Below are 25,629 nucleotides of genomic sequence, written 5' to 3'. Positions count from 1 at the left end.
CGGCCACCGCCGCTCCCGCACCGGGCCGTACCCGTCGGGGCCGGGTCATGTCCGAGCCCGCTGATAGCGTGCCGCTTCCGGATCGAAGATCACGAAAGGGCGGGGTACGTGCGGGAAGTGACGTGTCATGAGGTGGACGCCCGGCGGCTGGACGAAGCGTCGGAAGGCATCGTCGGGCGCACCGCGGGCCGGTGGCACGGAATGCGCCACGGCGACCCGGCCCCGCGGCGCATGGCCGAAGCGGCCGCCGAACTGCTCGACCACGTCGCCGCCCGCACCGGGCAGGGAGCCGCGCTCGACGATGTGGCACGCGCCGCGCTGCGCACGGCGGCCGAGTGCCGCCTGGGGGAGTTGAGCGTCAGCTGCTTCCCCGACGGCGACCAGGAGATCCCCTTCCCGCTGATCGGCGAGCAGCTCAGCACCGAGGACATGTCCTTCGGCGCCGCCATCGGCCACGCGGGAGCGCACGCCCCCTCCGCGCGGACCTGGCTCGACGCCTTCGCCGTCTGCCTGGTCAGCGGCCTCGTGCTGGACTGGCGGCGGGTGATCGGACTGCTCCTGCGGAACGACTACGCGCCCGCGATCCACGAGGGCGTTCCGTACTCCCCGCTCACCTCCGCATCGGACCCGGTGGACCTCGTGGCGATGGACGCACTCAGCCTCTACCTGCGCGAGGCGGAGGGCCATCTGCCCCGGCACTGGCCCACGGTGCCGCTGCGCCGGCCGGCAGCCGACGAGCGGGAACGGGCGGCCGCCGCACTGGACGCCGCGGGCACGCCGACCCCCGATCAGCGACTGCTGCGCGTCCTCCTCGACGACGAACAGCACGCGTTCGAAGCGGCGTTGGCGGACCGGCTCGACACCTATCGGGAGAACCAGGGGCCCGCTCCCGCGCCCCGCACCCTGCTGCCGCTCGACGCCCTCGCCCTGGCCGCGCTCGCGGTGCAGGTGCATGGGTGGGAGCTCGGCGTCCGCTCCAGCTATCTGCCGCCCGAACTGCAGGGAACCACCGACGCGTTGCGCCGGGCGGCATAGGCAGGGCCCGGCAACCCGGTCTCCTGGTAAGCGAAGTAGCCTCCATGGCCCGGCGGGCCACCGTCCCGCGCCCCTCGAAGTTAGGTTAGCCTAACCAGCGGATGTCCGGTGGTGGATCTTCTTCCCGCCCCCGGTACCGCCCTGCGTGCGGACATCGCTCCCGCCCGACCCGCCGCGCACTTTGACCGAAGGGCTTCGCCATGCCACCTGCTCAGCTCCCACCATCCGGTGAACCGCCCCTGGAGCGTGGGGTGTGAGCGCCGGTACGCCGTCGGCGCCCGGCGCACAGGGCGTACGGGCGGGCCTTCTCGCGGGCGGTGCGGACGGGCCCGGGCGGCTGCGGGACCTCACCACGATCGTCCTGGACGCACTGGAGTACGCACCCCGGGCCCGGGGCGGCCCGCTGCCCGCCGGAGGACCCGGGGCCGTGGCCCTGAGTACCCGCGCCCTCTGCTCCCCGGTGCTGCCGGAGGAGGGCGTCGGCGCCGAGGCAGCGCTCGCGGACGTGGTCCGCGCGGTCGCGGAAGGGGCCGCCGACCCGGCCGACCCCGCCTGCGCCGCCCATCTGCACTGCCCGCCGCTCGCGGTGGCGGTCGCGGCGGACCTGGCGGGGGCGGCCCTCAACCCCTCGATGGACTCCTGGGACCAGGCGCCCGCCGCCGGGGTGATCGAGGAGCTGACCACGGCCGCCATCGCCCAGCTCGTCCACCCGACGGCCCCCGCCCCCGACGCGCTCATCACCAGCGGCGGCACCGAGTCCAACCTCGTCGCCCTCCTCCTCGCCCGGGAACGGGCGACGCCCGGACCGCTGCGGGTGGTGACCGGCGCCAACGCCCACCACAGCGTCCACCGTGCCGCCTGGATGCTCGGACTGCCCGCCCCCACGGTCGTGGCCTGCCGCGACGGCGTGATCGACCTGGCCGCCCTCGACCGTGCCCTGACCGGCCTCGCCGGAGCGCCGCTCCTGGTCGTCGCCACCGCAGGGACCACCGACGAGGGGCGCATCGACCCGCTCCCGGAGATCGCCCGGATCGCCGAACGGCACACGGCCCAGCTCCATGTCGACGCCGCGTACGGGGGGCCGCTGCTGTTCAGCGAGCGGCTGGCCCCGCTGCTCGCGGGCCTGGAGCACGCCGCCTCCGTAACGTTCGACCTGCACAAACTCGGCTGGCAGCCGGTCGCCGCCGGGGTGCTGGCCGTCGCGGACGCCGGAATGCTCACGCCGTTGTCCCTGCGCGCCGACTACCTCAACGCCGACGACGACACCGAGGCCGGACTCCCGGACCTGCTGGGCCGCTCGATCCGCACCACGCGACGCCCCGACGCCCTGAAGATGGCGGTCACCTTCCGGGCGCTCGGCCGCCGGGGACTCGGCGATCTGGTGGAGCACTGCGTGCGGACGGCCCATGAGTTCGGCGAAGCCGTCGACGCGCGACCCGCACTGCGCCGCCGGCCCGGCGGGATCGGCATCAGCACCGTGCTGTTCCGGCCGACGGTGGCCGACGCGCTGCCCGAGGAGGCGGGCGACGCCGTGGTCGCCGCCGTCCGCCGGATTCTGCTCGCCGAGGGACGTGCCGTGCTCGGCCGGGCGGTGGCGGAGGACGGCGACGGCCGGCGCCGCCTGTGGCTGAAGGCCACCCTGCTGCACCCGAACGCCGCGACGGCCGACCTGCTTCCACTGCTCGACCTGGTCACAGCGGCGGCGGGCCGTGCTGTGAGCGAAGCCTCGGCGGCCGAAGGTACCCAAGCCGCCGGGGCGGAAAGGCTGTCGCCATGATGTCGACGATGCGCACGACTCGCCCGGGACGATTTACCGCCGCCCCCGTGACCCCCGCCGGAGGAACCCGATGACGCCCGGACCGCGCACGTCGCCCCTCGATCTGCTGGGAGTGGGGGCGGGGCCCTTCAACCTCTCGCTCGCCGCGCTCGCCGACGGTGTACCGGGCCTGCGCACCGTCTTCCACGAACAGCGCGCCGCCTTCCACTGGCACCCCGGGCTGCTCATCGAGGGAGCGACCCTCCAAGTGCCTTTCCTGGCCGACCTGGTGAGCCTGGTCGAGCCCACCAGCCCCTGGTCCTACCTCAATTACATCAAGATCCGCTGCAGACTCTTCCCCTTCTACTTCGCCGAGCGCTTCCACATCCACCGCTCCGAGTTCGACAGCTATCTGCGCTGGGTGAGCACCGAACTCCCCGCCACCCGCTTCGGCCACCGCGTGGACACGGTGGCCTGGGATCCCGGACAGGGCGCGTTCGCCGTGGAGTTCACCCGGCTGGACCCGGACGGGGAGACCCTGTCGACCGGGCTCACCCACGCCCGCAACCTCGCCCTGGGTGTCGGCACGGCACCGTATGTCCCGGAGCCACTGCGGGATCTCGTCCAGGATCCGGCTGCCGTCGTGCTGCATTCCGCGGACTACCTCGCCCAGCGGAACCGGCTGCTGGCCGCCCGTCACATCACCGTCGTCGGCTCGGGCCAGTCGGGCGCCGAAGTCCTGCTGGACCTGCTGCGGGCCCGGCCAGAGGGGGCGGAGGGGCTGACCTGGCTGGCCCGTACGCCCGCGTTCGCGCCCATGGAGTACAGCAAGATCGGCCTGGAGCAGTTCACCCCCGACTACACCCGCTACTTCCACGGACTTCCGCAGGCCACCCGGGACCGGCTCCTGCCCCGGCAGTGGCAGCTGTACAAGGGCGTCAGCGGGGACACGCTCGGAGACATCCACGACGAGCTGTACCGGCGCAGCCTCGGCGGTGGCTGGCCCGACGTCACACTGACCCCCGGCATCGAGGTCACCGGTGCGGCCACCACCGGGGAGGGGCGCATCGAACTGATTGTGGAGCACGGCCAGCAGGAGACGCGGGGCCGGCTCGTCACCGACGCCGTCGTCCTCGCCACCGGCTACCGGGAGCGTCCCGTCGACACCCTGCTCGCCGCTCTCGACCCGTACATCGTCCGCGACGGGGCCGGGCGTCCGCAGGTCGACGCGGCCCAACGGCTCGTCCTCGCACCGGAGATCGCCGGTTCCGTGTTCGTGCAGAACGCCGAACGGCACACGCACGGCGTCGGAGCACCGGACCTGGGCCTGGCCGCCTGGCGCTCCGCCGTCATCGTCAACGCGCTGACGGGCAAGGAGTTCTATCCGCTGCCCGAGCGCACGGCCTTCACCACGTTCGGCCTCGGAGCCCAGGACCGCGAGGAGCTGGACCCGCCGTCACGCCCGGCCGAGGAACGACGCTGACGACGCGGCCGGGCCGCACGGTGGGTTCACCGTGCGGCCCGGGGCGGGGTGGTGCGAGTGATCAGCCCTTGCGGGTGTTGATCTCTTCGGTGAGCTGGGGAACGACGGCGAAGAGGTCGCCGACGACGCCGTAGTCGACGAGCTCGAAGATCGGGGCCTCGGCGTCCTTGTTGATCGCGACGATCGTCTTCGAGGTCTGCATACCCGCCCGGTGCTGGATCGCCCCCGAGATACCCGAAGCGATGTACAGCTGCGGCGAGACCGACTTACCCGTCTGCCCGACCTGCGAGGTGTGCGGATACCAGCCCGCGTCCACCGCCGCACGCGAGGCACCCACCGCGGCACCCAGCGAGTCCGCGAGCGCCTCGATCACGGGGAAGTTCTCCGCCCCGTTGACCCCACGGCCACCCGAGACCACGATCGCCGCCTCGGTCAGCTCCGGGCGCCCCGTCGACTCACGCGCCGTACGCGAGACCACCTTCGTGCCCGTCGCGGTCGCGCTGAACGACACCGACAGAGCCTCGACGGCACCGGCGGCCACAGCCGGCTCGACCGGGGCGGAGTTCGGCTTCACCGTGATCACCGGGACGCCCCTGGAGACCCGCGACTTGGTCGTGTACGAAGCGGCGAACGCCGCCTGCGTCGCGACCGGACCCTTCGTGTCGGCCTCCAGATCGGTGGCGTCGGTGATGATCCCCGAGCCGATCCGCAGCGCGAGACGCGCGGCGATCTCCTTGCCCTCCGCGGACGACACCACCAGCACCGCCACCGGCGAGACCGCCTCGAATGCGGCCTGCAGCGCGTCGACCTTCGGAACCACCAGATAGTCCGCGAACTCCGGGGCATCGGCGGTCAGCACCCTCACCGCACCGTGCTCACCCAGCACACCCGCGGCCGCCTCCGCACCCGCACCCAGCGCCACCGCGACCGGGTCACCGATCCGACGCGCCAGCGTCAGCAGCTCCAGCGTGGGCTTACGGACCGCCCCGTCCACATGATCGACCAGAACAAGAACTTCAGCCATGACAACGCACTCCAGACGAGAGAAGAAACGAGAGAGAGGGAGGGAAGAGAGGAAGAGGGGACCTAGATGAACTTCTGGCCCGCGAGGAACTCGGCGAGCTGCTTGCCGCCCTCACCCTCGTCCTTCACGATCGTGCCCGCCGTACGCGCCGGACGCTCCGTCGCGGAATCCACCGCCGTCCACGCACCCGCCAGACCCACCTCGTCCGCCTCCAGACCCAGATCCCCCAGATCCAGCGACTCCACCGGCTTCTTCTTCGCCGCCATGATCCCCTTGAACGACGGGTACCGCGCCTCACCCGACTGGTCCGTCACCGACACCACCGCCGGCAACGACGCCTCCAGCCGCTCCGACGCGGTGTCACCGTCACGACGCCCCGTCACCACACCATCGGCGACCGCAACCTCGGACAGCAGCGTCACCTGCGGCACACCCAGACGCTCCGCCAGCAGAGCCGGCAGCACACCCATCACACCGTCCGTCGAAGCCATACCGCAGATCACCAGGTCATAGCCGGCCTTCTCCACCGCCTTCGCCAGCACCAGCGACGTCCCCATCACATCCGTGCCGTGCAGATCGTCGTCCTCGACGTGAACCGCCTTGTCCGCACCCATCGACAACGCCTTGCGCAACGCATCCTTGGCATCCTCCGGACCCACCGTCACCACGGTGATCTCCGCATCATCAGCCTCGTCAGCGATCTGCAACGCCTGCTCGACCGCGTACTCGTCCAGCTCCGACAACAGACCGTCGACATCCTCACGGTCCAGCGTCAGGTCATCGGCGAAATGCCGGTCACCGGTCGCGTCGGGCACGTACTTCACACAGACAACGATCCTCAAGCTCACGCCGGCTCTCCTGCCTACCTGGGTGTGGTCCCACCTGGGTGTCGTTCGTAGTGGTGACGACAATATGGCACTCAGTACCCTCTGTAAAGGTACGCAGTGCCAAAAGTGCCGTTCCGGTGCTACGTTTCGCCGCATGAGCGAGGCACGAGGACCCGAGAAGAAGGCGCCCATGCGGGAGGTGCTCGCCCAGGCGGCCTTCCAGCTGTTCCTGGAGCGGGGCTTCGAGCGGACGACCGTGGACGACATCGTGGCCCGGGCCGGGGTGGGGCGGCGCTCGTTCTTCCGCTACTTCCCGTCCAAGGAGGACGCGGTCTTCCCGGACCACGAGCGCTGCCTCGCCGAGATGACCGAGTTCCTGGCGGCCGTCGACGACAGCGACCCGGTCGGCGCGGTGTGCGACGCCGCGCGCATCGTGCTGCGGATGTACGCGGCCAACCCCGAGTTCTCCGTGCAGCGCTACCGCCTCACCCGGGAGGTGCCGGGGCTGCGGACGTACGAGCTGTCCGTGGTGCGCCGTTACGAACAGACCCTCGCCGGGCATCTGCGGGGCCGGTTCGGCGAGGGCGGCGACGGGGAGTTGCGGGCCGAGGTGATCGCGGCGTCCGTGGTCGCCGCGCACAACAACGGGCTGCGGCTGTGGCTGCGTTCGGGTGGCGAGGGCGACCCCGAGGAGGCTGTCGATCATGCGCTCGACCTGGTGCGCGAGGTGTGGGCGCGACCCGTCGACGAGGTGGCCCCGGTCTCGGCGCGGCCGGAGCGGGAGGCGGTGGAGATGTCCGGCGCGGCCGCTTCGCTGCCCGTCTCCGCCGACGGTGAGGTGGTCGTGATGGTGGCGCGGAAAGGGACTCCGATGTGGCGCGTCGTGCAGCAGATCGAGGCCGCCGTCGGCGAGAACTGAGCGCCGCGGCGGCGAGAGCCGTGTACCAATGGGCACTCAGTGCCTTTACTGTCCGGCACTGAGTGCCATATGGTGCGGACGCGCCGGCAGTGCAGGTGCGGCGCGTCCGAGTCGAGCGCAGGGGGTCGAGCCGTGTCCCAGACAGGAATGGGCACCGTCCAGAAGGCGCACGAGGAGTGCGGCCTCTCCTACCACCGCTGCCGTTGGTGCGGCACCGCCTCGTTCCGGCGGTTGCTGTGCCCGGTGTGCGCGTCGAGCGAACTGGAGCCTGAACGCACCACCGGCCACGGCGTGGTCGTCCGCACCGCCGTGGTCCACCGCTACACCGAGGCCGCGCGCAACGAGTCCCTGGTGCGGTTCTCCGAAGGGTTCGTCTTCCGCTGCCGGATCGTGGGGGCGGCACCGCATCTGGTGACGGTCGGAGCGCGCGTGCGGCCCGTCTCCGGGGACGAGCCGGAGACGGGTGCGGTCGTGCTGGAACTCTGCGAGCCGCCCGCACGGCGGGACTGGGTCTGAACGGGCGGGGCCTGAGGCCTCGCCGCGCCCGTCAGCCGAGTCGGCTGAGCAGTTCGGCGGCCAACGGGGCGGAGGAGGACGGGTTCTGACCAGTGATCAGGTTCCGGTCGGTGATGATGAACGGGGCCCAGGGCTCGCCCTCCTGGAAGTCCGCGCCCAGCTCCACCAGCCGGTCCTGGAGCAGCCACTTGGCCTTCTCCGCGAGGCCCGCCTGGGTCTCCTCGGTGTTGGTGAAACCGGTCAGCCGGTACCCGGCGAACGCGTGTCCGCCGTCGGGGCCGGTCGCGGCCAGCAGGGCCGCCGGACCGTGGCAGACCACGCCGAGCGGCTTGCCCGAGGCCAGCGTGTCGGCGAGCAGCCGGCCGGAGGCCTCGTTCACCGCGAGGTCCTCCATCGGGCCGTGGCCGCCGGGGTAGAAGACCGCGTCGTACGCGTCCAGGTCCACGTCCTCCAGCGCGACGGGCCGCCGCAGCTCCGCGAATCCGTCCAGTGCGGCGGCTACCCGGTCGGCCCCTTCCTGGCCGCCGTTGAACTCGGGCGCCAGGCTGCCTCGGTCCACGGTCGGAACGACGCCGCCGGGGGTGGCGACGACCACCTCGTGACCGGCGGCGGTGAGGGTCTCGTACGGGGTCACGGCCTCCTCGGCCCAGAAGCCCGTGGGGTGCTTCGTGCCGTCCGCCAGGGTCCAGTGGTCCGCGCCGGTCACCACGAAAAGGATCTTTGCCATGTCGTACGTCTCCGTAGGTCGAGAGAGAGTGTGCGGGATCGAGCGTGTGGGGGAGTCCCGGTGAGGGCTGACTCATGCGACCGTAGGACGGATCGCCCATAGGTTTCCAATAGGCTGGCAGCTATGAGAAATAAGGATCCTGATGGGTTCGCCGGGCTGGGCCGTCCGGCGGACGCTCACTCGGGTACAGGCGGGCAGTCGGCTGGTCCAGCCGATCTGAATCTGCTGCGCACCTTCCTCGCCGTGCACCGCTCGGGGTCCTTCACCGCCGCCGCCCGGCTGCTCGGCCTGTCCCAGCCCACGGTCACCGCCCAGATGCGCGCCCTGGAGCGGCAGGTGGGCCGGGAGCTGTTCCAGCGGTTGCCGCGCGGGGTCGCCCCGTCGCCGTACGCGGATGAGCTGGCGGCCCGGATCGTCGCCCCGCTGGACGCCCTGGCCGAGGTCACGGGCGATACGGTCCCGGCCGGTGAGCGCCCGGCCGACCCCGTCCATCTGGCGGGTCCCGCCGAGCTGATGTGCCTGCGGGTGCTGCCCGCGCTGGCCCCGCTGGTCGCGGACGGGCTGCTGCTGCGCGGCGCGACCGGGCTCACCGATCCGCTCCTGGACGAGCTGCGCGCCGGCCGCCACGACCTGGTCGTCGCGACCGCCCGGCCGCGCGGCCGGACGCTGTCCGCGGTGCCGCTGATGGACGAGGAGTTCGTCCTGACGGCCGCCCCGCACTGGGCCGCCCGGACCGGGGGACCGGAACGCATCGCGGCCGAGGGCCCGGGCGCGCTGCACGGCCTGCCGCTGGTGACGTACGCCGAGGATCTGCCCATCGCCCGCCGCTACTGGCGCCACGTCTTCGGCCGCCGCCTCGACTGCCGGGCCGCCGTCACCGTGCCCGACCTGCGCGGGGTGCTCGCCGCCGTGGTGGCGGGGGCCGGGTTCACGGTGCTGCCGCGCTACCTCTGCGCGGACGAACTCGCCTCGGGCGCCCTCGTGGAGCTGTACGCCCCCGAGGACCCGCCGATCAACACCGCGTACCTGGTGCAGCGCCCCGGGTCCGCCGTCAACCCCCAGGTGGCGCGGGTGCGGGACCTGCTGACCGGGGCCGCCCGCGCGTGGTGAGCGGCCGGTCGGCGACGGCGAAGAGGGCGTGCGGCAGGACGGCCGCCAGTGTTCCCGCGACGGCCCCGGGCCCCGTCCGCGCCAAGGACGACCCGGGCCTCGCCGCCGATGCGGGGGTGCGCCCGTTGCTCCGCGGCAACCACCGGATGCGCGCCCTGGAGTTCACCGGCGCCCAGCATCCGCGTCCTGCTGGTCTCGGTCTCCGGCCACGGTTCTGGAGGCTGAGGGCCGGGCCCGCCGCCCTTTCAGCCCGTCCGGCGTCTGAGGACGGAAGTCCGGGGCGGGGGGCCTGTGGTCACCGGGGTCCCGAGGCGCAGGACCCCTGCGAGCGCGCCGAACGCCCCCGTAACGGTTCCGTCCTCGAACGCCGGACGGGCTGGGGGGGCCTCCCACCGGCCGCCTCGCCGGCCGACCGTGATTGGGTGGGGCCATGATCGATGACTTCCTGTACGGGACCGCCGGGCACACCGGGCCGTCGGCCGACGTCGAGGCGGCCGTGCGCGCCGCCGCCGCGGCCGAGATCATGCCCCGCCACCGGAAGCTCGCCGCCCACGAGATCATCGAGAAGAGCGGCCCGCACGACCTGGTCACCGCCGCCGACCGGCTGGCCGAGGAGCACCTCACCGCCGCCCTCACCAAGCTGCTGCCCGGCTCGGTCGTCGTCGGCGAGGAGGCCGTCCACGCCGATCCGGCCGTCTACGACGCGCTCGGCGGCGACGCCCCGGTCTGGATCGTCGACCCGGTCGACGGCACCCGCCAGTTCGTCCGCGGCGAGTCCGGCTTCTGCACCCTGGTCGCCCTCGCCCTGCACGGCGAGGTCCACGCCTCCTGGACGTACGCACCCGTCCTCGGCGAGATGGCCGTCGCCGTACGCGGCCGGGGCGCCACGCTCAACGGCGTGCCGATACGCTCCGGGGCGCCCGCCCCCGGCGCCGTGCTCGACGTGGCGACCTCGCACCCCGACTACACCACCGACGCGCAGAAGCGGGCCCTGCTCGGCCTGCGCACCGAGGGCATCGCTCCCCGCCCCTGCGGCTCGGCCGGGCTCGAATACCTCGCCGTCGCCCGCGGCGCGCAGGACGCCGTCGCCTTCAACTGGGAGCTCGCCTGGGACCACGCCGCGGGCCTGCTCCTGGTCACCGAGGCGGGCGGCGTCCAGTCCACCCTGTCCGGCGCCCCGTTCCGGATCGCGGGCGGCAACGACCTGCCGTTCACCGCGGCCCGCGACGAGGCCACCGCCCAGCGCGTCCTGGCCGCGCTGAGGTCCGGCGGCTGACCCGCCGAGCCGGCCCCGGGGTACCCGCGTCCGCGCTGTCGGTGCGCACGAATATCCTGGGTCTCCGCCCGCCGGCCGACGAAGGAGTCCCCAGGTGCCCTCGATGCTCGATGCGGTCGTCGTGGGGGCCGGGCCCAACGGGCTGACCGCCGCCGCCGAACTGGCCCGCAGGGGCTTCGCCGTGGAGGTCCACGAGGCGCACGACACCGTCGGCGGTGGCGCCCGCACCGAGGAGCTGACGCTGCCGGGGTTCCGGCACGACCCCTGCTCCGCCGTGCACCCCCTCGGGATCGGCTCGCCCGCCTTCCGGGCGATGCCCCTGGCCCGGCACGGACTGGAGTGGCTGCACCCCGAGATCGACCTCGCCCACCCCTTCCCGGACGGCACCGCCGCCGCGCTCACCCGCTCCGTCGGCGAGAGTGCGATGTCGCTGGGGCCCGTCGACGCCGGGGCCTACCGCCGCCTCCTGGCCCCCTTCCTCGGCCGCTGGGACACCCTGGCCGCCGACTTCCTGCGCACCCCCTGGGACGGCCTGCCCCGCGACCCGTACCGGCTGGCCCGCTTCGGTCTGCTCGGCCTCCAGCCCGCCACCTGGGTCTCGCGCCGCTTCCGGGGCGAGAAGGCGCGCGGCCTCTTCGCCGGGCTCGCCGCCCACGCCATAGCTCCCACCAGCGGCTTCGCCACCTCCGCCATCGCCCTCGTCTTCGCGCTCGCCGCCCACGAGAACGGCTGGCCGGTGCCGCGCGGCGGCTCCCAGGCGATCTCGGACGCCCTCGCCTCCTACCTCCGCGAGCAGGGCGGCGCCATCCGCACCGGCAGCGAGGTCAGGCGGCTGGACGAACTCCCGCCCGCCCGCGCCTACATCTTCGACACCTCGCCCTCCGCGCTGGCCCGGATCGCGGGCCTCGGCTCCGCCTACAGCCACTACCGCTACGGCGCCGCCGCCTTCAAGATCGACTACGCCCTGTCCGGCCCCGTCCCCTGGACCGCCGAGGAGGCGCGCCGCGCCGGCACCGTCCACATCGGCCCCACCGCCGGAGCCATCGACACCGCGCTGCGGGCCGCCGTCGAGGGCCGCGACCCCGGCGTCCCCTTCCTCATCACCGCCCAGCCGAGCCTCACCGACCCCTCCCGGGCCCCCGAAGGACGCCAGGTCTTCTGGGTGTACGGACATGTCCCGGCCGGCTGGGAGGGCGACGCCACCGACGTCATCGAACGCCAACTGGAGCGCTTCGCCCCCGGGTTCCGCGATCTGGTGCTCGCCCGCGCGATCTCGGGACCGCCCCAGCTCGCCGAGCGCAACGCCAACTACATCGGCGGCGACATCGCGTGCGGAGCCTTCTCGGGCCTGCAGACCCTCATCCGCCCCAAGCTCGCCCGCGTCCCGTACGCGACCGCGCACCCGGCGGTCTTCCTCTGCTCCTCGGCCACCCCGCCGGGACCCGGCGTGCACGGCATGTCCGGCCACCACGCAGCCAAGGCCGTATGGCGACGGCTGCGCGCCTCCTGAACGCCTCCGGGCCGGCGTGGCGCCCGACGCCGTCGTGCGGCACCGCACGGCGGCGACCCGGTGCGGCTCGCGCCGCCCGGTCCGCCGGACCGGGCGGCGAAGGCCCCCGGCGCGCGGCATGATGTCCGCATGAGCACCTCTGTCTCTCCCGCCGTACGCCTGGTTCGCGGCGACATCACCGACCAGTCCGTGGACGTCATCGTCAACGCGGCGAACTCCTCGCTCCTCGGCGGCGGCGGAGTCGACGGCGCCATCCACCGGCGCGGCGGACCCGACATCCTCGCCGCCTGCCGTGAACTGCGCGCCTCGCACTACGGAAAGGGGCTGCCCACCGGGCAGGCCGTCGCCACGACCGCCGGACGCCTCGACGCGCAGTGGATCGTGCACACGGTCGGCCCGGTCTTCTCCGGCGCCCAGGACCGCTCCGCCCTGCTCGCCTCCTGCTACCGTGCATCCCTGCGCCTGGCGGCGGAGTTGGGGGCCAAGTCCATCGCGTTCCCGGCGATCTCCACCGGCATCTACGGCTGGCCGATGGACGACGGGGCCCGGATCGCGGTACGTACCGTCCTGGCGGAGACCCTGGAGCCCGTCGAGGAGGTGCGCTTCGTGCTCTTCGACGCGCACGCGTACGTGGAGTTCGAGGAAGTCCTCGCGATGCGCGGCTGAGCAGGCCCCCGGGGCGGTTCCAGGGGCGGCTCCGGGGCCGCGAGGCCCATGTCGGATTTCCGCCAGCCAAGCCCCTGACCGGTGCACCATCCTGGAACCATGCACACCGAAACCGAGCGCTGCGTGCGGGCCGTCCAGTCCAAGGACGCCCGCTTCGACGGCTGGTTCTTCACCGCGGTCCTGACCACCCGGATCTACTGCCGGCCCAGCTGCCCCGTCGTGCCGCCCAAGGTCGCCAACATGACCTTCTACCCGAGCGCCGCCGCCTGCCAGCAGGCGGGCTTCCGGGCCTGCAAGCGGTGCCGCCCCGACACCAGCCCCGGTTCCCCCGAGTGGAACGCCCGCGCCGACTCGGTGGCCCGCGCCATGCGCCTGATCCGGGACGGGGTCGTCGACCGCGAGGGCGTGCCCGGGCTCGCCTCCCGGCTCGGCTACTCCGCCCGCCAGATCGAACGCCAGCTGCTGGCCGAGCTGGGCGCGGGCCCGCTGGCCCTGGCCCGCGCCCAGCGTGCGCAGACCGCCCGCCTCCTCATCGAGACGACCGAACTGCCCATGGCCCAGGTGGCGTTCGCCGCGGGCTTCTCCTCGATCCGCACCTTCAACGAGACGGTCCGCGAGGTCTTCGGCCTGGCCCCCGGCGAGCTGCGCACCAGAGCCGCCCGGGGCCCGCGGGCCACCGCCGTACCGGGCGTCATCGCCCTCCGCCTCCCGTACCGGGCCCCGCTCAACCCGAGCAACCTCTTCGGTCACCTCGCCGCGACCGCGGTCCCCGGCGTCGAGGAGTGGCGCGACGGCGCGTACCGCCGCACCCTCACCCTCCCGTACGGACACGGCATCGTCGCCCTCACCCCGGCCCCCGACCACATCGCCTGCCGGCTCTCCCTCACCGACCCCCGCGACCTCACCCGGGCCATCAGCAGGTGCCGCTGGCTCCTCGACCTGGACGCGGACCCGGTCGCCGTGGACGCCCGGCTGCGCACCGACCCGCTGCTCGCCCCGCTGGTCGACGCGGGCCCGGGCCGCCGGGTGCCCCGCACGGTGGACGGCGCGGAGTTCGCCGTACGCGCGGTGCTCGGCCAGCAGGTCTCCACCGCCGCCGCCCGCACCCACGCGGCCCGCCTGGTCACCGCCCACGGTGTCCCGGTCGAGGACCCCGAGGGCGGCCTGACCCACCTCTTCCCGACGCCGGAGGCGCTGGCGGGCCTGGACCCGGAGGCCCTGGCCCTGCCGCGCACCCGCCGCACCACCCTCACCACGCTCGTCGCCGCCCTCGCGGAGGACCGGCTGCGGCTCGACACCGACACCGACTGGGAGCGGGCCCGCACCGAGCTGGCCGCACTGCCCGGCTTCGGCCCCTGGACGGTCGAGTCCATCGCCATGCGGGCCCTCGGCGACCCCGACGCCTTCCTCCCCACCGACCTGGGCATCCGCCGGGCCGCCGAGCGCCTCGGGCTGCCGGCCACCCCCGCCGCCCTCACCGCACGGGCCGCCGACTGGCGCCCCTGGCGGGCGTACGCCGTGCAGTACCTCTGGACGGTGGACGACCACCCCATCAACCACCTGCCCACCTGAAGGAGACCCCGACATGACCGCCAGGACCGCCATGCCCCCCGGTGTCAGGGCCAAGCAGCACACGGTTCTCGACAGCCCCTACGGCCCGCTGACGCTCGTCGCCACCGACGGCGTCCTCTCCGCCCTCTACATGACCGACCAGCGCCACCGCCCGCCCGAGGAGACTTTCGGCGTACCGGACCCGGAGCCCTTCGGCGAGGTGATCCGGCAGCTCACGGAGTACTTCGCCGGAGACCGCACCGCCTTCGACCTCCCGCTGGATCTGCACGGCACCCCGTTCCAGCGGAGCGTCTGGGCGGAGCTGCTGAAGATCCCGTACGGCGAGACCCGTACGTACGGCGAACTCGCCGGGGAACTCGGCAAACCGGGCGCCTCACGGGCCGTCGGCCTGGCCAACGGCAAGAACCCGGTCGGGATCGTCGTGCCGTGCCACCGGGTGATCGGCGCCTCCGGAAGCCTCACCGGATACGGCGGCGGCCTGGACCGCAAGCAGCGGCTGCTCGCGTTCGAGAGCGGCGGTGCGGGGGAGGAGGCGCAGGTTCTGTTCTGAGCGCGGGCGAGGGAGTGGTCCCGGGGCGCGGGCGGGGGCGTACCGACACCGGAACGCCTCCGCCCCGCCGCGCGCCGCGCACCGGCCTCAGCCGGTGAAGATCTCCACGGCCGTCCAGACGGCGAGGCCCAGCATGCAGAGCCCGCCGATGCGCTGCACGGTCTTCAGCGGTACGCGCTTGGCGATGAACTTCCCCGCGAGCAGCGCCAGCGCCGAGACGGACATCAGGGCGGCGGCCGAGCCGAGCGCCGTGGACCAGGCGCCGTTGCTCGCCGCGAGGTTGGCGGTGGTGATCTGTGTCAGATCGCCCCACTCGCTGATGAAGACCGCCATGAACGCGGTCGAGTAGACAGGCCAGAAGCCGGTCACGGTCTTCACCTCGGTCTCCTCGTCGTCCCCGCCGCTGCCGCGCAGCAGGAGGAACGCGCCGAGCGCGAAGAGCGAGGCCGAGACCAGCTTGACGATCCAGTCGGGCAGCAGGCCGATGAGTCCGCCCGCACCCACGGCGATGGCGACATGCACGATGAACGCGGACGACGTGCCGAACCACACGTAGAGCGGCCGCATTCGCGTGCCCATGGCCAGCGACGCGAACATCGTCTTGTCGGGGAGCTCCGCGAGGAAGATCAGCCCGAAGGCGGTGATGATCGCCAGAGGGTCGAGGTGCATTCCGGGTGGCTTTCTGTTCGAGCCGGGCCCCGGATCTTCGCGAAGCGCCGCTCGGGCTCTTTCGGAGGACCACTCGGCCCGGCATGACGGCAGCGCCCACAGGACGTGGACGTGTCATACAGGACCGAAGGTCTCGCCCGCCCGTGGAGATCCCTTCGACAGGACTCACGAGCCCGGCCACCGGGAACCCGAAGGCTCCAGTATGTCGACGACCGGTTTGCGGGGCTACTCCCCTTCGCAGCCGTCAACACTACCCCACCCGGCCGTACGAGGGCGCTGGTGTCCGAGCCGTGGGCGCCTCGGTAGAGTCGTGATGATCACCCGTGCCACCGGTGGTCCACTCCACATCACCCACCGCGACGGGAAGTGCCCCCATGAGCCGCCGCTCCCGCAAGGACGTGCCCGCCCAGAGCGTCCCCCGGCCCACCGTCAGCGTCTGCCGGGGCTGCTGCTGCGGCACCGAGAAGATCCCCGGCGTCGACCACGCGGCCCAGCTGGCCCGGCTCCGCTCCGGCCTGGAGGGCGCCGCCACCGTACGGGCGGTCGAGTGCCTGGACGCCTGCGAGCAGGGCAACGTGATCGTCGTGCAGCCCTCCGCCGACGGCCGTCGCGCCGGGGGCCGGCCGGTCTGGCTGGGCCTGGTCAACGACGAGCACGCCGAGCAGGACATCGTGACCTGGGCGGCGGCCGGTGGCCCGGGCCTCGCGGACGCCCCGGACATCCTCGACCTGTACGTCTTCCAGCCCTCGCGCCGGGTCCGGGCGGGCCTGGACGGCTGAGCCCCCGAAGCCCTGCGCCTGCCGGCCCGCCGTCACAGGCCCTGGGTCAGCCGGTGGAGGCGCAGGGCCAGCTGGATCTCCAGCGTGCGGGCAGGCGTGTTCCAGTCCTGGCCGAGCAGCCTGCCGATGCGCTCCAGCCGCTGCACCACCGTGTTCACATGGACGTGGAGCAGGGCCCTGGTCCGGGTGAGGCTCGCGCCCTCGGCGAAATAGGCGTCCAGCGTGGTGACCAGATCGGTGCCGCGCCGGCTGTCGTAGTCGAGCACGGGTCCCAGCGTCCGCCGGACATAGCCTCCCAGGTCCGCCTGGTCGCCCAGGAGCACGCCGATGAACCCGAGATCCGCGACGGCCCCGCCGCTCCCGGTGTGACCGAGGGCGCGCAGCGCGGAGAGGCAGCGGTCGGCCTCGTTGTGCGCGTGCGGCAGGTCGGCCGGACCGGTGGCGGGCCCCGCCGCGCCGACCGTGACGGGGCAGCCGACCGCCTGGCCCAGCTCGGCGGCGAGCGCCTGCGCGGCAGGTCCCGGCTCCTCGGAGGGCGCCACCAGGACGACATGGTCGTGGTGGAGCCCGGCCAGACCGTTACGGGCCTGCGCGCTCCGCGCGGTCGCGGCCAGCAGCCGGTGCCGGGGGGCCACCTCGCTGTGCGCGACGAACACACTGTGCCGCCGGGTCAGGTTGACGCCGAGGCGCCGGGCGCGGGCCGCCAGGGTGCCCGGGTCGCCGGTGCGCGAGAGCAGATCACCCAGCAGCTCGCCCCGTACCCGGTCCTCCGTCTCGGCGACCGAGCGGCGCAGCAGCATGAGCAGAGCGGTGACGACGCTGGCCCGTTCGAACAGCAGCCGGTCGGCGTCCGCGAGCCCCGCCCGGCCGGTCAGCGCGATGGAGCCGAGGAGTTCGGGTCCGGCGAGGACGGCGCAGACCCAGGTGCCGCCCAGGGGAACGGCCCGGCCCCTGGCCCGGGAGGCGGACACGGCCGGGATCGGCTGCGGCAGCGGCTCGGCGCGGGCCCGGGCCAGTTCGGCGCCGTCCGCGTCATGGATGAGGATCCCGCCGTCCAGGATGTCGGCGAGGGCCGCCGCCACGTCGTCGGCGCCGCCGCCCTGGAGCACGAGATCGGTGAGCTGGTCGTGGGCCTCCTCGGCGCGGCGCATCGCCTCGCTGTGCGTCCGGATGGTCTCCGACGCGGCGTTGAGGTCGACCAGCGCGGCCCGGGTCTCCTCCAGCAGCCGGGCCCCGTCGATGGCGATGGCGGCGTGGTCGGCCAGCGACGAGAGCAGCGCCACCTCGCCGGCGGTGAACTCGCGGGGGGCCCGGTCGGCCGCGTACAGCACGCCGATGATGTGCGAGCCCAGTCGCAGCGGCACACCGAGGATCGCCCGCAGCCCCTCGTCCAGGACCGCGCTGTCGATGGTGGTGGTGTGGTGGAACCGGGTGTCGGCCTGGTAGTCGCCGGTCGCGTACGGGCGGGCGGTCTGGGCCACCAGTCCGCCCAGGCCCTCGCCCATGCCGAGCCGCACCCGCTGGAACGCCTCGGCCACCGACCCGTCGGTGACCCGCATATAGGTGTCGCCCGCGGTGTCGTCGTTGAGCGAGAGGTAGGTGACGTCGGTGCCGAGCAGCAGCTTCGCCCGGTGGACGATGGCCCGCAGCACGGCGTCCAGGTCACGCAGGGCCGCCAGGTCGCTCGCGGTGTCGAACAGAGCGGTGAGCTGCGCCTCGCGCACCCGGTGCTGGCTGAGCGTGCGCCGGATGCGCAGCGCCACGGCGGCGGCGTCCGCGATCTCGGCCAGCTCGGCCGCGGACGCTCCCGCCTGCTCGGCGGCGGTGGCGGGCCGGTCGAACTCCTCGGCCGCCGCACCTTGTGCCAGCAGGTCGAGGAGCCGGCGCAGGGCTGCCGCGGAGTGCTGGGGGCCGGGGGCTGTCACGCCGGTGAGCATACGGTGATCGCCTCCCGGGGAGGGCCGAGCGGGCAGCGGGGGTGGGTGCGCCTCCCGCGCGCCGTACGAGCGGTGCGGCGCGCGGGAGGGCGTGGGGTCAGCGGCCGAGCGGGACCGAGTCCTTGCGGGTGGCGGCCGGCGCGGCCGGGACCGAGTCGGCCAGGCCGTCCTTGGCCAGATCGCGGCCCCGGGTCTCCTTCGCGATCCACACCGTCACCGCGGTGACCAGGGCGGCGAAGCAGAGGTAGAGGGAGATCGGGACGGACGAGCGGTAGTCCTTGAGCAGCTCGACCGCGATCAGCGGGGCGAGCGCCCCACCGATGATCGAGGCGAGCTGGGAGCCCATCGATGCGCCGGAGTAGCGGACCTTCGTGTCGAACATCTCGGAGATGAAGGCCGCCTGCGGCCCGTACATCGCCCCGTGCAGCAGCAGCCCGACGGTGACCGACAGGACGATCACCGGGAAGGACCTGGTGTCCAGGAGCGCGAAGAAGCCGAACGCCCAGACGGCCATGCCGAGCGCGCCGATCAGGGTGACGGGTCGGCGGCCGAGCCGGTCCGAGAGGGCGCCCCACAGCGGGATGGTGACGAAGTGGACCGCCGAGCCGATCAGCACGGCGTTGAGCGCGTCACTCCTGGACAGCTCCAGGTGCACGGTCACATAGACCAGGAGGAACGCGGTGAGGATGTAGTACGAGATGTTCTCGCCGAAGCGGGTGCCGATGGCGAGGAGCACCTCGCGCCAGCTCCTGCGGAACACCTCGACGACCGGCGGCTGCTCCTTGACGCCCGCGGCGGCCTGCTCCTGCGCCTTCTTCTGCGCCAGCAGGAAGACCGGGGACTCCTCCACGGAGATCCGGATCCACAGGCCGAGCATCACGAGGACGCCGGAGAGCAGGAACGGGATGCGCCAGCCCCAGGCGAGGAAGGCCTCGTCGGACTGGACGGCGGCCAGCAGCGCCAGGACGCCGGTCGCGAGCAGGTTGCCGCCGGGGGCTCCGGCCTGCGGCCAGGAGGCCCAGAAGCCGCGCCGCTCGTCGCCGCCGTGTTCGGAGACGAGGAGGACCGCGCCGCCCCACTCGCCGCCGAGCGCGAAGCCCTGGACCAGCCGCAGCACCGTCAGCAGGATCGGCGCCCAGACGCCGATGCCGGCGTGGGTGGGCAGCAGCCCCATCGCGAAGGTGGCGCCGCCCATCATCAGCAGGCTGATCACGAGGAGCTTCTTGCGGCCGATCTTGTCGCCGTAGTGGCCGAAGACGACGCCGCCGAGCGGACGGGCGGCGAAGCCGACCGCGTACGTCAGGAAGGCCAGCAGGGTGCCGACGAGCGGGTCGCTGCTGGGGAAGAACAGCGTGTTGAACACGAGCGCGGCGGCCGAGCCGTAGAGGAAGAAGTCGTACCACTCGATGGTGGTGCCGACGAGGCTGGCCGCGACGATCCGGCCGATCCGGCCGTTGCCGGGCGGGGCGGAGCTGGGGGAACCCATGGTGAGTCACCGCGTTTCGTTGGCAGGTGGGTCAGGGACGGGGGTGCGGGTGGTGCGGGGTGGTGCGCCCGGCTCCGGTGGGGACCGGAGGCGGGTGTGGGGTCAGTGGGCGCCCCAGCCCCCGTCGACGGGGAGCGAGGCGCCGGTGATGTACGAGGTGTGGGGGCCGCAGAGCCAGAGGCAGACGGCGGCGACCTCTTCGGGTTCGATCAGCCGCTTGATCGCGGAGCGGTCCAGCAGGATGCCGGCGACGACCTCCTCCGGGGCGATCCCGTGGGCGGCGGCCTGGCCCGCGATCTGGCCCTCGACCAGCGGCGTACGTACGTAGCCGGGATTGACGCAGTTGCTGGTCACCCCGTGCGGGGCGCCCTCCAGCGCGGCCACCTTGCTCAGCCCCTCCAGGCCGTGCTTGGCGGCGACGTAGGCGGACTTGAAGGCGCTGGCCCGCAGCCCGTGCATGCTGGAGACGTTGACGATCCGGCCCCATCCTCCGGCGTACATGTGCGGAAGGCAGTGCCGCATCAGCAGGAACGGGGCGCTCACCATCACCTTCTGGATCAGCTCGAAGCGGTCCGGCGGGAAGTCCTCGATGGCGGCCACGTGCTGCAGACCGGCGTTGTTGACCAGGACGTCCACACCGGCCGGCAGCGTCCCGATCGCTTCGGGGTCGGCCAGGTCCACGACATGGGCCACGCCGCCGATCGCGGCGGCGACGGACTTGGCGCTCCCGGCCTCGCGGTCGACCACATGGACCAGGGCCCCGGCCCCGGCGAGCGCCTCGGCGGTGGCCCGGCCGATGCCGCTGCCGCCGCCGGTGACGAGGGCGGTACGCCCCCTGAGGTCCACGGCCCCGGCGTCCGGCGCCGGGGAACCGGGCGCTGCGTGAAATTGGCTCGTCATGGCCGGAAACGCTAGAGACACTCCGCCGGGCAGCCCATGGCGTGGATCTCCACAGTGGGCGGGAGGGAAGTGGCGGACATCGCCACCCGTCGAACCCTGTGTGACGCACGGGGCACCAGGGGCCACGGGTCGGACACCACGGCGAAGCCGGCGAAACGCACGGGACGGGGCCCTCCGGAGTGGAGGGCCCCGTCAGGGGTGGGCGCGGGGAGCCGGCTGCCGGCCGCTACCCGTCCAGGCGGCACCGGGCGAGCAGCTCGGCGGGCGAGGCTCCCTCCGGCAGTTTCAGGGTCCGGCTCGACGCCGGCCGCCGGCCCTCTTCCAGCCAGCGTTCCAGCGCGGCGGCCGCCGAACGGTGGCACGGCACGAGCGGACGCAGCCGGTCGGGGAAGGCGTCGACGAGCGAGTCCACATGGGTGCCGCCCTCGACCCGGTAGTAGCGGTGGAGTGCGCCACGGCCCTCCCGCCGCACCATCGAGGCGTATGCGTCCGAGGACGCGGAGATCGGCAGCAGGACGTCCAGGGTGCCGTGGAAGCTGATCAGCGGCTTCCCGATGCGGCCCGTCAGGGCGATCTTCGCGACGGCGTCGCGGATCTCGGCCGGCCGTTCGGCGTAGACGTAGTCGGCGTCGCAGGCGGGCGTTCCCGGCGCGCAGAACGGTGTGCCGGCCTCGGTCGAGCCGTCGAACTCCGGGTCCAGCTCCTCCCGGTAGATCCGTTGGGTCAGATCCCAGTAGTACTGGTGGTGGTACGGCCAGAGGAACTCCGAACCCGCCGGGTATCCGGCGGCGGTCATGGCCCGGTGGGCCTCCTCGGCGTCCGGGCCCCCGGCCGCGTAGCGCGGATAGGCGCGGAGGGCGGGCGGCAGGAAGGTGAGGAGGTTCGGCTCCTCGGCGGTCCAGAGCGTGCCTTCCCAGTCCACTCCGCCGTCGTACAGCCCGGGGTGGTTCTCCAGCTGCCAGCGCACCAGATAGCCGCCGTTGGACATGCCCATCGCCAGCGTGCGGGAGGGGAGGCGGTGGTAGCGCTGGGCGACGGTCAGGCGGGCCGCGCGGGTGAGCTGGGTGAAGCGGGTGTTCCACTCGGCGATGGCGTCACCGGGGGCCGTGCCGTCCCGGTGGAACGCGGCCGAGGTGTTGCCCTTGTCGGTGGCGGCGAACGCATAGCCCCGGGCGAGCGCCCAGTCGCCGAAGGCCCGGTCGTTGGCGTACTGCTCGCGCACCCCCGGCGATCCGGCGACGACGAGGCCGCCGTTCCAGCGGTCGGGGAGCCGGATGACGAACTGGGAGTCGTGGTTCCAGCCGTGGTTGGTGTTGCCGGTCGAGGTGTCGGGGAAGTAGCCGTCGATCTGGATGCCGGGCACGCCGCTGGGGGTGGCCAGACCCTCCGGTGTGAGCCCCGCCCAGTCGGCCGGGTCGGTGTGCCCGGAGGTCACTGTGCCCGCCGTCGTCAACTCAGGCAGGCAGTCGCTCTGTTGGTGGGCGGCTCCGGGCACCCTGATCAGGCCGGGGCGCGAGCAGTGACCGGCTCCGGGGGTGTCCGGCGACAGCGGGGCGGCGGCGGACGGGGCCGCCGTCCACGCCGTCAGCAGGGCCGCGGCGACGGCCGCCCCGCGCAGCCACCGGCCGCGGGCCGGACCACGCGGACGGTCGTGTCGTGATCCGGTGCGCCGGACTGCCGGTGGGGCGACTGGCATGGGCTGGGCCTCCGTCGGTGAGCGGGTGAGCGGGTGAGCGGGTGTGTGGGTGCGTCGGTGCGTCGGAGAGAAGGGGTGTCAGGGGCAGGCGCCGTCGGCCAGTACGTAGTGGCCCGGCGGTGACTCCTTGAGGGTGTGGGTCACGAAGGTGTTGTAGAGCCCCAGGTTCTGGCCGGAGCCCTTCGCGTACACCAGGCCGCCGATGGTGGTGGCCCGCCCGGCGCGTACGTGCTCGTAGTTGTCGGCCGTCCAGCAGGCGGCGGGCTCGGTGGGCGGGTCCACGGGCGGCTCGGGGGTGGTGGTGCCGTCGAGACCGAAGAAGCGGATGATCCAGGAGGAGGAGCAGATCGAGTCGATGAAGTGCTGGGTACCGGTGGCGCCGCACTGCTCCGCGCCGCCGCCCGGATCGACCGGAGTGCCGTGCCCGATGCCGGGCACCCGGTCGACCTCGACGACGCTCGCGCCGCCGGCCGCCAGATACTCGCTCCTGCGGGTGCTGTCGGGGCCGATCGTGGAGGTCCGGTCCGGGGTCTGGCCGAGGCCGTGCACCGCGGTCCACTGGTCCCGCAGCTCATCGGCGTTCCTCGGGGCGACGGTCGCGTCGCGGTCCCCGTGCCAGATCGCCACCCGGGGCCAGGGGCCCGCGAAGCCGGGGTGGGCGTCCCGGACGGCCTGCGCCCACGCCGCCGGGGTCCGGTCCACACCGGGACTCATGCAGCCGAACGCCGACACCACGTCGACCCCGCAGCCGTACGGGATGCCCGCGACGACCGCGCCCGCGGCGAACACGTCCGGGTAGGCGGCCAGCAAGACCGACGTCATCGCCCCGCCCGCCGACAGACCCGTCACCTGGACCCGGCCGGTGTCCACCCCGTAGGCGATCGCGGCATGGGCGACCATCTGCCGGATCGACGCGGCCTCGCCCTGGCCCCGCCGCGTGTCGCTCGGCTGGAACCAGTTGAAGCACTTGTTGGCGTTGTTGGCGGTGGTGGTCTCGGCGTAGACGACCAGGAAGCCGTGCCGGTCGGCGAAGGTGTTCAGCCCGGAGTTGTCGGAGTAGATCTGCGCGCTCTGGGTGCAGCCGTGCAGGGCGAAGACCACGGGCGCGTTCGCGGGCAGGGCCGCGGGCCGGTACACGTACATGTTCAGCCCGCCGGGGTTGGCCCCGAAGGAGGTGACGCGCTCCAGCGAGGCGGCCGCACGGGCCTCGGCGGCCAACGGTCCTGCCGGTGCCGCCCCGGCGGGCCCCGGTCCTGCCAGTGCCGCCCCGGTGGCCAGGGCGACGACGGCGGCGAACCGGCGGACGGCACGGCTCCACCGCCCGCCGCGCCGTGCCCCGGGCGGCGGGGCGCCCGGCGGAGCCCCGAACGGAGCCGGGTGCGACGGCATGACGTACGACATGGTGACCTCCCGTGGGACGGTGCACGGGATCGCCCGTGATCCCGTGACCCCGGCCGAGGCGCGCCGCACGGCGGCGGTACGGCCGAGGTGCGGTCACCGTAGGAAGCGGGCGGGAGGGCGGGTAATGGCGATGCCCTCCACAACCGGCCCGGGAGCCGGGGGCCACGACCTGTTGCCGGGAGCGCGCCCGGCTGCTACGCGCGTACCGACACCGGCTCGTGCGCCACGGTCAGCTCCGCCCCGGTCGCGGCCCGCACCTGATCGACCGTCACCCCGTCGGCCACCTCCCGCAGCAGAAAGCCCTCGGGGGTGACGTCGAGGACCGCGAGATCGGTGATGATCCGGTGCACCACGCCCCGGCCGGTGAGCGGCAGGGTGCAGGTGTCGAGCAGCTTGGGGGAGCCGTCGCGTGCCGTGTGTTCCGTCAACACGATGACGCGCCGGGCCCCGTGGACGAGGTCCATGGCGCCGCCCATGCCCTTGATCATCTTGCCGGGAATCACCCAGTTCGCCAGATCGCCGGAGGCGGACACCTGCATCGCCCCCAGTACCGCGACGTCGATGTGTCCGCCCCGGATCATCGCGAAGGAGAGCGCGGAGTCGACGCAGGACGCCCCGGAAAGCAGCGTCACCGTCTCCTTGCCCGCGTTGATCAGGTCGGGCCTGACCTCGGACGCGTCGGGGTAGGGGCCGACGCCGAGGAGGCCGTTCTCCGACTGGAACACCACCTCGACCCCGTCCGGCAGGTGGTCCGGGATGAGCGTCGGCAGACCGATGCCGAGGTTGACGTAGGAGCCGCCGGCCAGCTCCTCGGCGGCGCGGGCCGCCATCTGCGTACGCGTCAGCGGCATCTCAGGTGGTCCCTTCGTGGGCAGCGGCGGGGGCGGTGCGGACGGTACGGCGCTCGACGCGCTTCTCGGCGCGCGGGTCGTCGGGGCCGATGGGGACGACCCGCTGGACGAAGACGCCGGGCAGATGGATGTCGTCGGGGGCGAGTTCGCCGGGCTCGACGAGTTCCTCCACCTCCGCCACGGTGATGCGCCCGGCCATCGCGGCGAGCGGGTTGAAGTTGCGGGCGGAGGAGTCGAAGCGGAGGTTTCCGTGCCGGTCGCCCACGGCGGCGCGCACCAGCGCGAAGTCGGTGGTGATGCCCTCCTCCAGCAGATGCTCCCGCCCGCCGAAGACCCGGGTCTCCCTGGGCGGCGAGGCGACCGCGACGGAGCCGTCCGCGCCGTACCGCCAGGCCAGACCGCCCTCGGCGATCACGGTGCCCGCACCGGCCGGGGTGTAGAACGCCGGGATGCCCGAGCCGCCGGCCCGCAACCGTTCCGCCAGGGTGCCCTGGGGGACGAGCTCCACCTCCAGCTCGCCCTGGAGGTACTGGCGCGCGAACTCCTTGTTCTCGCCCACGTAGGAGCTGGTCATCCGCGCGATCAGCCCCGCCCGCAGCAGGAGGCCCAGGCCCCAGTCGTCCACGCCGCAGTTGTTGGACACCACCCTCAGCTCACCGGTGCCCCGCTCCAGCAGCGCGTGGATCAGCACCCCGGGTATGCCGCACAGCCCGAAACCGCCCACCGCCAGCGACGCCCCGCGCGCCACGTCCGCGACCGCGTCCGCCGCGTCGGCGACCACCTTGTCCCTGCTCATCCGCACACCTCTCGTCGCATCGGCTGCGACGAGACTAGGAACCCGCGACGGCCCACGACGATGGCGTCCGGCCACACATCGGGGCCGGGCCGGATGGTGGTCCCGCCCGTGCGGGCGCTGCCCATCCAGGAAAGCGGCGCGTG

Annotated in this window: 23 protein-coding genes; 12 read left to right on the top strand and 11 right to left on the bottom strand. The window is 73.4% G+C overall.

Annotated elements, in window-relative coordinates:
• The first annotated feature begins 108 nt into the window (after positions 1–108).
• The 3 genes from AC0VY3_RS22595 (at position 109) to AC0VY3_RS22585 (ending at position 4,274) form a co-directional block, all read left to right on the top strand.
• The gene (locus AC0VY3_RS22595) at positions 109–1,035 is read left to right on the top strand and encodes an Imm49 family immunity protein (RefSeq protein WP_475550442.1); all 927 of its coding nucleotides are present in this window, start codon (positions 109–111) and stop codon (positions 1,033–1,035) included.
• 253 nt (positions 1,036–1,288) lie between these two features.
• On the top strand, positions 1,289–2,812 hold the full coding sequence (locus AC0VY3_RS22590) for a pyridoxal phosphate-dependent decarboxylase family protein (protein WP_475550441.1): 1,524 nt from the start codon (positions 1,289–1,291) through the stop codon (positions 2,810–2,812).
• 70 nt (positions 2,813–2,882) lie between these two features.
• Positions 2,883–4,274, top strand: coding sequence for a lysine N(6)-hydroxylase/L-ornithine N(5)-oxygenase family protein (locus tag AC0VY3_RS22585; protein ID WP_475550440.1), 1,392 nt, complete (start codon positions 2,883–2,885; stop codon positions 4,272–4,274).
• Between the two features lie 61 nt (positions 4,275–4,335).
• Here AC0VY3_RS22585 and AC0VY3_RS22580 read toward each other — a convergent pair whose 3' ends face one another.
• Positions 4,336–5,298, bottom strand: coding sequence for an electron transfer flavoprotein subunit alpha/FixB family protein (locus AC0VY3_RS22580; protein WP_475549826.1), 963 nt, complete (start codon positions 5,296–5,298; stop codon positions 4,336–4,338).
• Positions 5,299–5,360: 62 nt separating this feature from the next.
• Positions 5,361–6,146, bottom strand: coding sequence for an electron transfer flavoprotein subunit beta/FixA family protein (locus tag AC0VY3_RS22575; RefSeq protein ID WP_103508625.1), 786 nt, complete (start codon positions 6,144–6,146; stop codon positions 5,361–5,363).
• A 169-nt stretch (positions 6,147–6,315) separates the two neighbouring features.
• Between AC0VY3_RS22575 and AC0VY3_RS22570 the strand changes: the two genes are divergently transcribed.
• A complete protein-coding gene (locus AC0VY3_RS22570) occupies positions 6,316–7,044 on the top strand; it encodes a TetR family transcriptional regulator (RefSeq protein ID WP_103511791.1) in 729 nt (242 codons plus the stop codon).
• A 147-nt stretch (positions 7,045–7,191) separates the two neighbouring features.
• Positions 7,192–7,560, top strand: a complete 369-nt coding sequence (locus AC0VY3_RS22565; protein ID WP_103511790.1) for a Zn-ribbon domain-containing OB-fold protein — start codon at positions 7,192–7,194, stop codon at positions 7,558–7,560.
• Positions 7,561–7,591: 31 nt separating this feature from the next.
• On the opposite strand, the gene AC0VY3_RS22560 is transcribed toward AC0VY3_RS22565, so the two are convergent.
• The gene (locus AC0VY3_RS22560) at positions 7,592–8,287 is read right to left on the bottom strand and encodes a type 1 glutamine amidotransferase domain-containing protein (RefSeq protein WP_475550439.1); all 696 of its coding nucleotides are present in this window, start codon (positions 8,285–8,287) and stop codon (positions 7,592–7,594) included.
• 123 nt (positions 8,288–8,410) lie between these two features.
• On the opposite strand from AC0VY3_RS22560, the gene AC0VY3_RS22555 reads away from it, so the two are divergent.
• The 6 genes from AC0VY3_RS22555 (at position 8,411) to AC0VY3_RS22530 (ending at position 14,971) form a co-directional block, all read left to right on the top strand.
• Positions 8,411–9,397 (top strand): LysR family transcriptional regulator, encoded by a 987-nt coding sequence (locus tag AC0VY3_RS22555; protein WP_475550438.1) that lies wholly within the window; start codon positions 8,411–8,413, stop codon positions 9,395–9,397.
• Positions 9,398–9,827: 430 nt separating this feature from the next.
• Positions 9,828–10,673 (top strand): inositol monophosphatase family protein, encoded by an 846-nt coding sequence (locus tag AC0VY3_RS22550; RefSeq protein ID WP_242737940.1) that lies wholly within the window; start codon positions 9,828–9,830, stop codon positions 10,671–10,673.
• Between the two features lie 94 nt (positions 10,674–10,767).
• Positions 10,768–12,183, top strand: coding sequence for a phytoene desaturase family protein (locus AC0VY3_RS22545; RefSeq protein ID WP_103511786.1), 1,416 nt, complete (start codon positions 10,768–10,770; stop codon positions 12,181–12,183).
• 129 nt (positions 12,184–12,312) lie between these two features.
• Positions 12,313–12,849, top strand: coding sequence for an O-acetyl-ADP-ribose deacetylase (locus AC0VY3_RS22540; RefSeq protein WP_475550437.1), 537 nt, complete (start codon positions 12,313–12,315; stop codon positions 12,847–12,849).
• Between the two features lie 99 nt (positions 12,850–12,948).
• Positions 12,949–14,421, top strand: coding sequence for an AlkA N-terminal domain-containing protein (locus AC0VY3_RS22535; RefSeq protein WP_103506940.1), 1,473 nt, complete (start codon positions 12,949–12,951; stop codon positions 14,419–14,421).
• Between the two features lie 13 nt (positions 14,422–14,434).
• Complete coding sequence (locus tag AC0VY3_RS22530; RefSeq protein WP_258047001.1) at positions 14,435–14,971, top strand: methylated-DNA--[protein]-cysteine S-methyltransferase; 537 nt, start codon at positions 14,435–14,437, stop codon at positions 14,969–14,971.
• 87 nt (positions 14,972–15,058) lie between these two features.
• On the opposite strand, the gene AC0VY3_RS22525 is transcribed toward AC0VY3_RS22530, so the two are convergent.
• Complete coding sequence (locus AC0VY3_RS22525) at positions 15,059–15,640, bottom strand: TMEM165/GDT1 family protein (RefSeq protein WP_030083600.1); 582 nt, start codon at positions 15,638–15,640, stop codon at positions 15,059–15,061.
• 374 nt (positions 15,641–16,014) lie between these two features.
• Here AC0VY3_RS22525 and AC0VY3_RS22520 point away from each other — a divergent pair, with 374 nt between their 5' ends.
• Positions 16,015–16,419: a (2Fe-2S) ferredoxin domain-containing protein gene (locus AC0VY3_RS22520; RefSeq protein WP_103506939.1), complete on the top strand. Its 405-nt coding sequence runs from the start codon at positions 16,015–16,017 to the stop codon at positions 16,417–16,419.
• 32 nt (positions 16,420–16,451) lie between these two features.
• Here AC0VY3_RS22520 and AC0VY3_RS22515 read toward each other — a convergent pair whose 3' ends face one another.
• The 7 genes from AC0VY3_RS22515 to AC0VY3_RS22485 all read right to left on the bottom strand — a co-directional run bounded on the left by AC0VY3_RS22515 (position 16,452) and on the right by AC0VY3_RS22485 (position 25,486).
• Entirely contained in the window at positions 16,452–18,356 is a 1,905-nt protein-coding gene (locus AC0VY3_RS22515; RefSeq protein ID WP_103506938.1) for a helix-turn-helix domain-containing protein, read from the bottom strand.
• 97 nt (positions 18,357–18,453) lie between these two features.
• The gene (locus AC0VY3_RS22510) at positions 18,454–19,842 is read right to left on the bottom strand and encodes an MFS transporter (RefSeq protein ID WP_475550436.1); all 1,389 of its coding nucleotides are present in this window, start codon (positions 19,840–19,842) and stop codon (positions 18,454–18,456) included.
• Positions 19,843–19,944: 102 nt separating this feature from the next.
• Positions 19,945–20,742 (bottom strand): 3-hydroxybutyrate dehydrogenase, encoded by a 798-nt coding sequence (locus AC0VY3_RS22505; RefSeq protein WP_475550435.1) that lies wholly within the window; start codon positions 20,740–20,742, stop codon positions 19,945–19,947.
• A gap of 226 nt (positions 20,743–20,968) precedes the next feature.
• Positions 20,969–22,438 carry a 3-hydroxybutyrate oligomer hydrolase family protein gene (locus tag AC0VY3_RS22500; RefSeq protein ID WP_475550434.1) on the bottom strand — a complete coding sequence of 490 codons (1,470 nt, stop codon included), beginning with the start codon at positions 22,436–22,438 and terminating at the stop codon, positions 20,969–20,971.
• A gap of 78 nt (positions 22,439–22,516) precedes the next feature.
• Entirely contained in the window at positions 22,517–23,839 is a 1,323-nt protein-coding gene (locus AC0VY3_RS22495) for an extracellular catalytic domain type 1 short-chain-length polyhydroxyalkanoate depolymerase (protein ID WP_475550433.1), read from the bottom strand.
• Between the two features lie 194 nt (positions 23,840–24,033).
• Positions 24,034–24,690 (bottom strand): 3-oxoacid CoA-transferase subunit B, encoded by a 657-nt coding sequence (locus AC0VY3_RS22490; RefSeq protein ID WP_475550432.1) that lies wholly within the window; start codon positions 24,688–24,690, stop codon positions 24,034–24,036.
• 1 nt (position 24,691) lies between these two features.
• Complete coding sequence (locus AC0VY3_RS22485) at positions 24,692–25,486, bottom strand: CoA transferase subunit A (protein WP_103507645.1); 795 nt, start codon at positions 25,484–25,486, stop codon at positions 24,692–24,694.
• Between the last annotated feature and the right edge of the window lie 143 nt (positions 25,487–25,629).

It is taken from the genome of Streptomyces sp. iso_384 (assembly GCF_056172905.1).
This window is presented reverse-complemented; position numbering and strand designations above follow the sequence as displayed.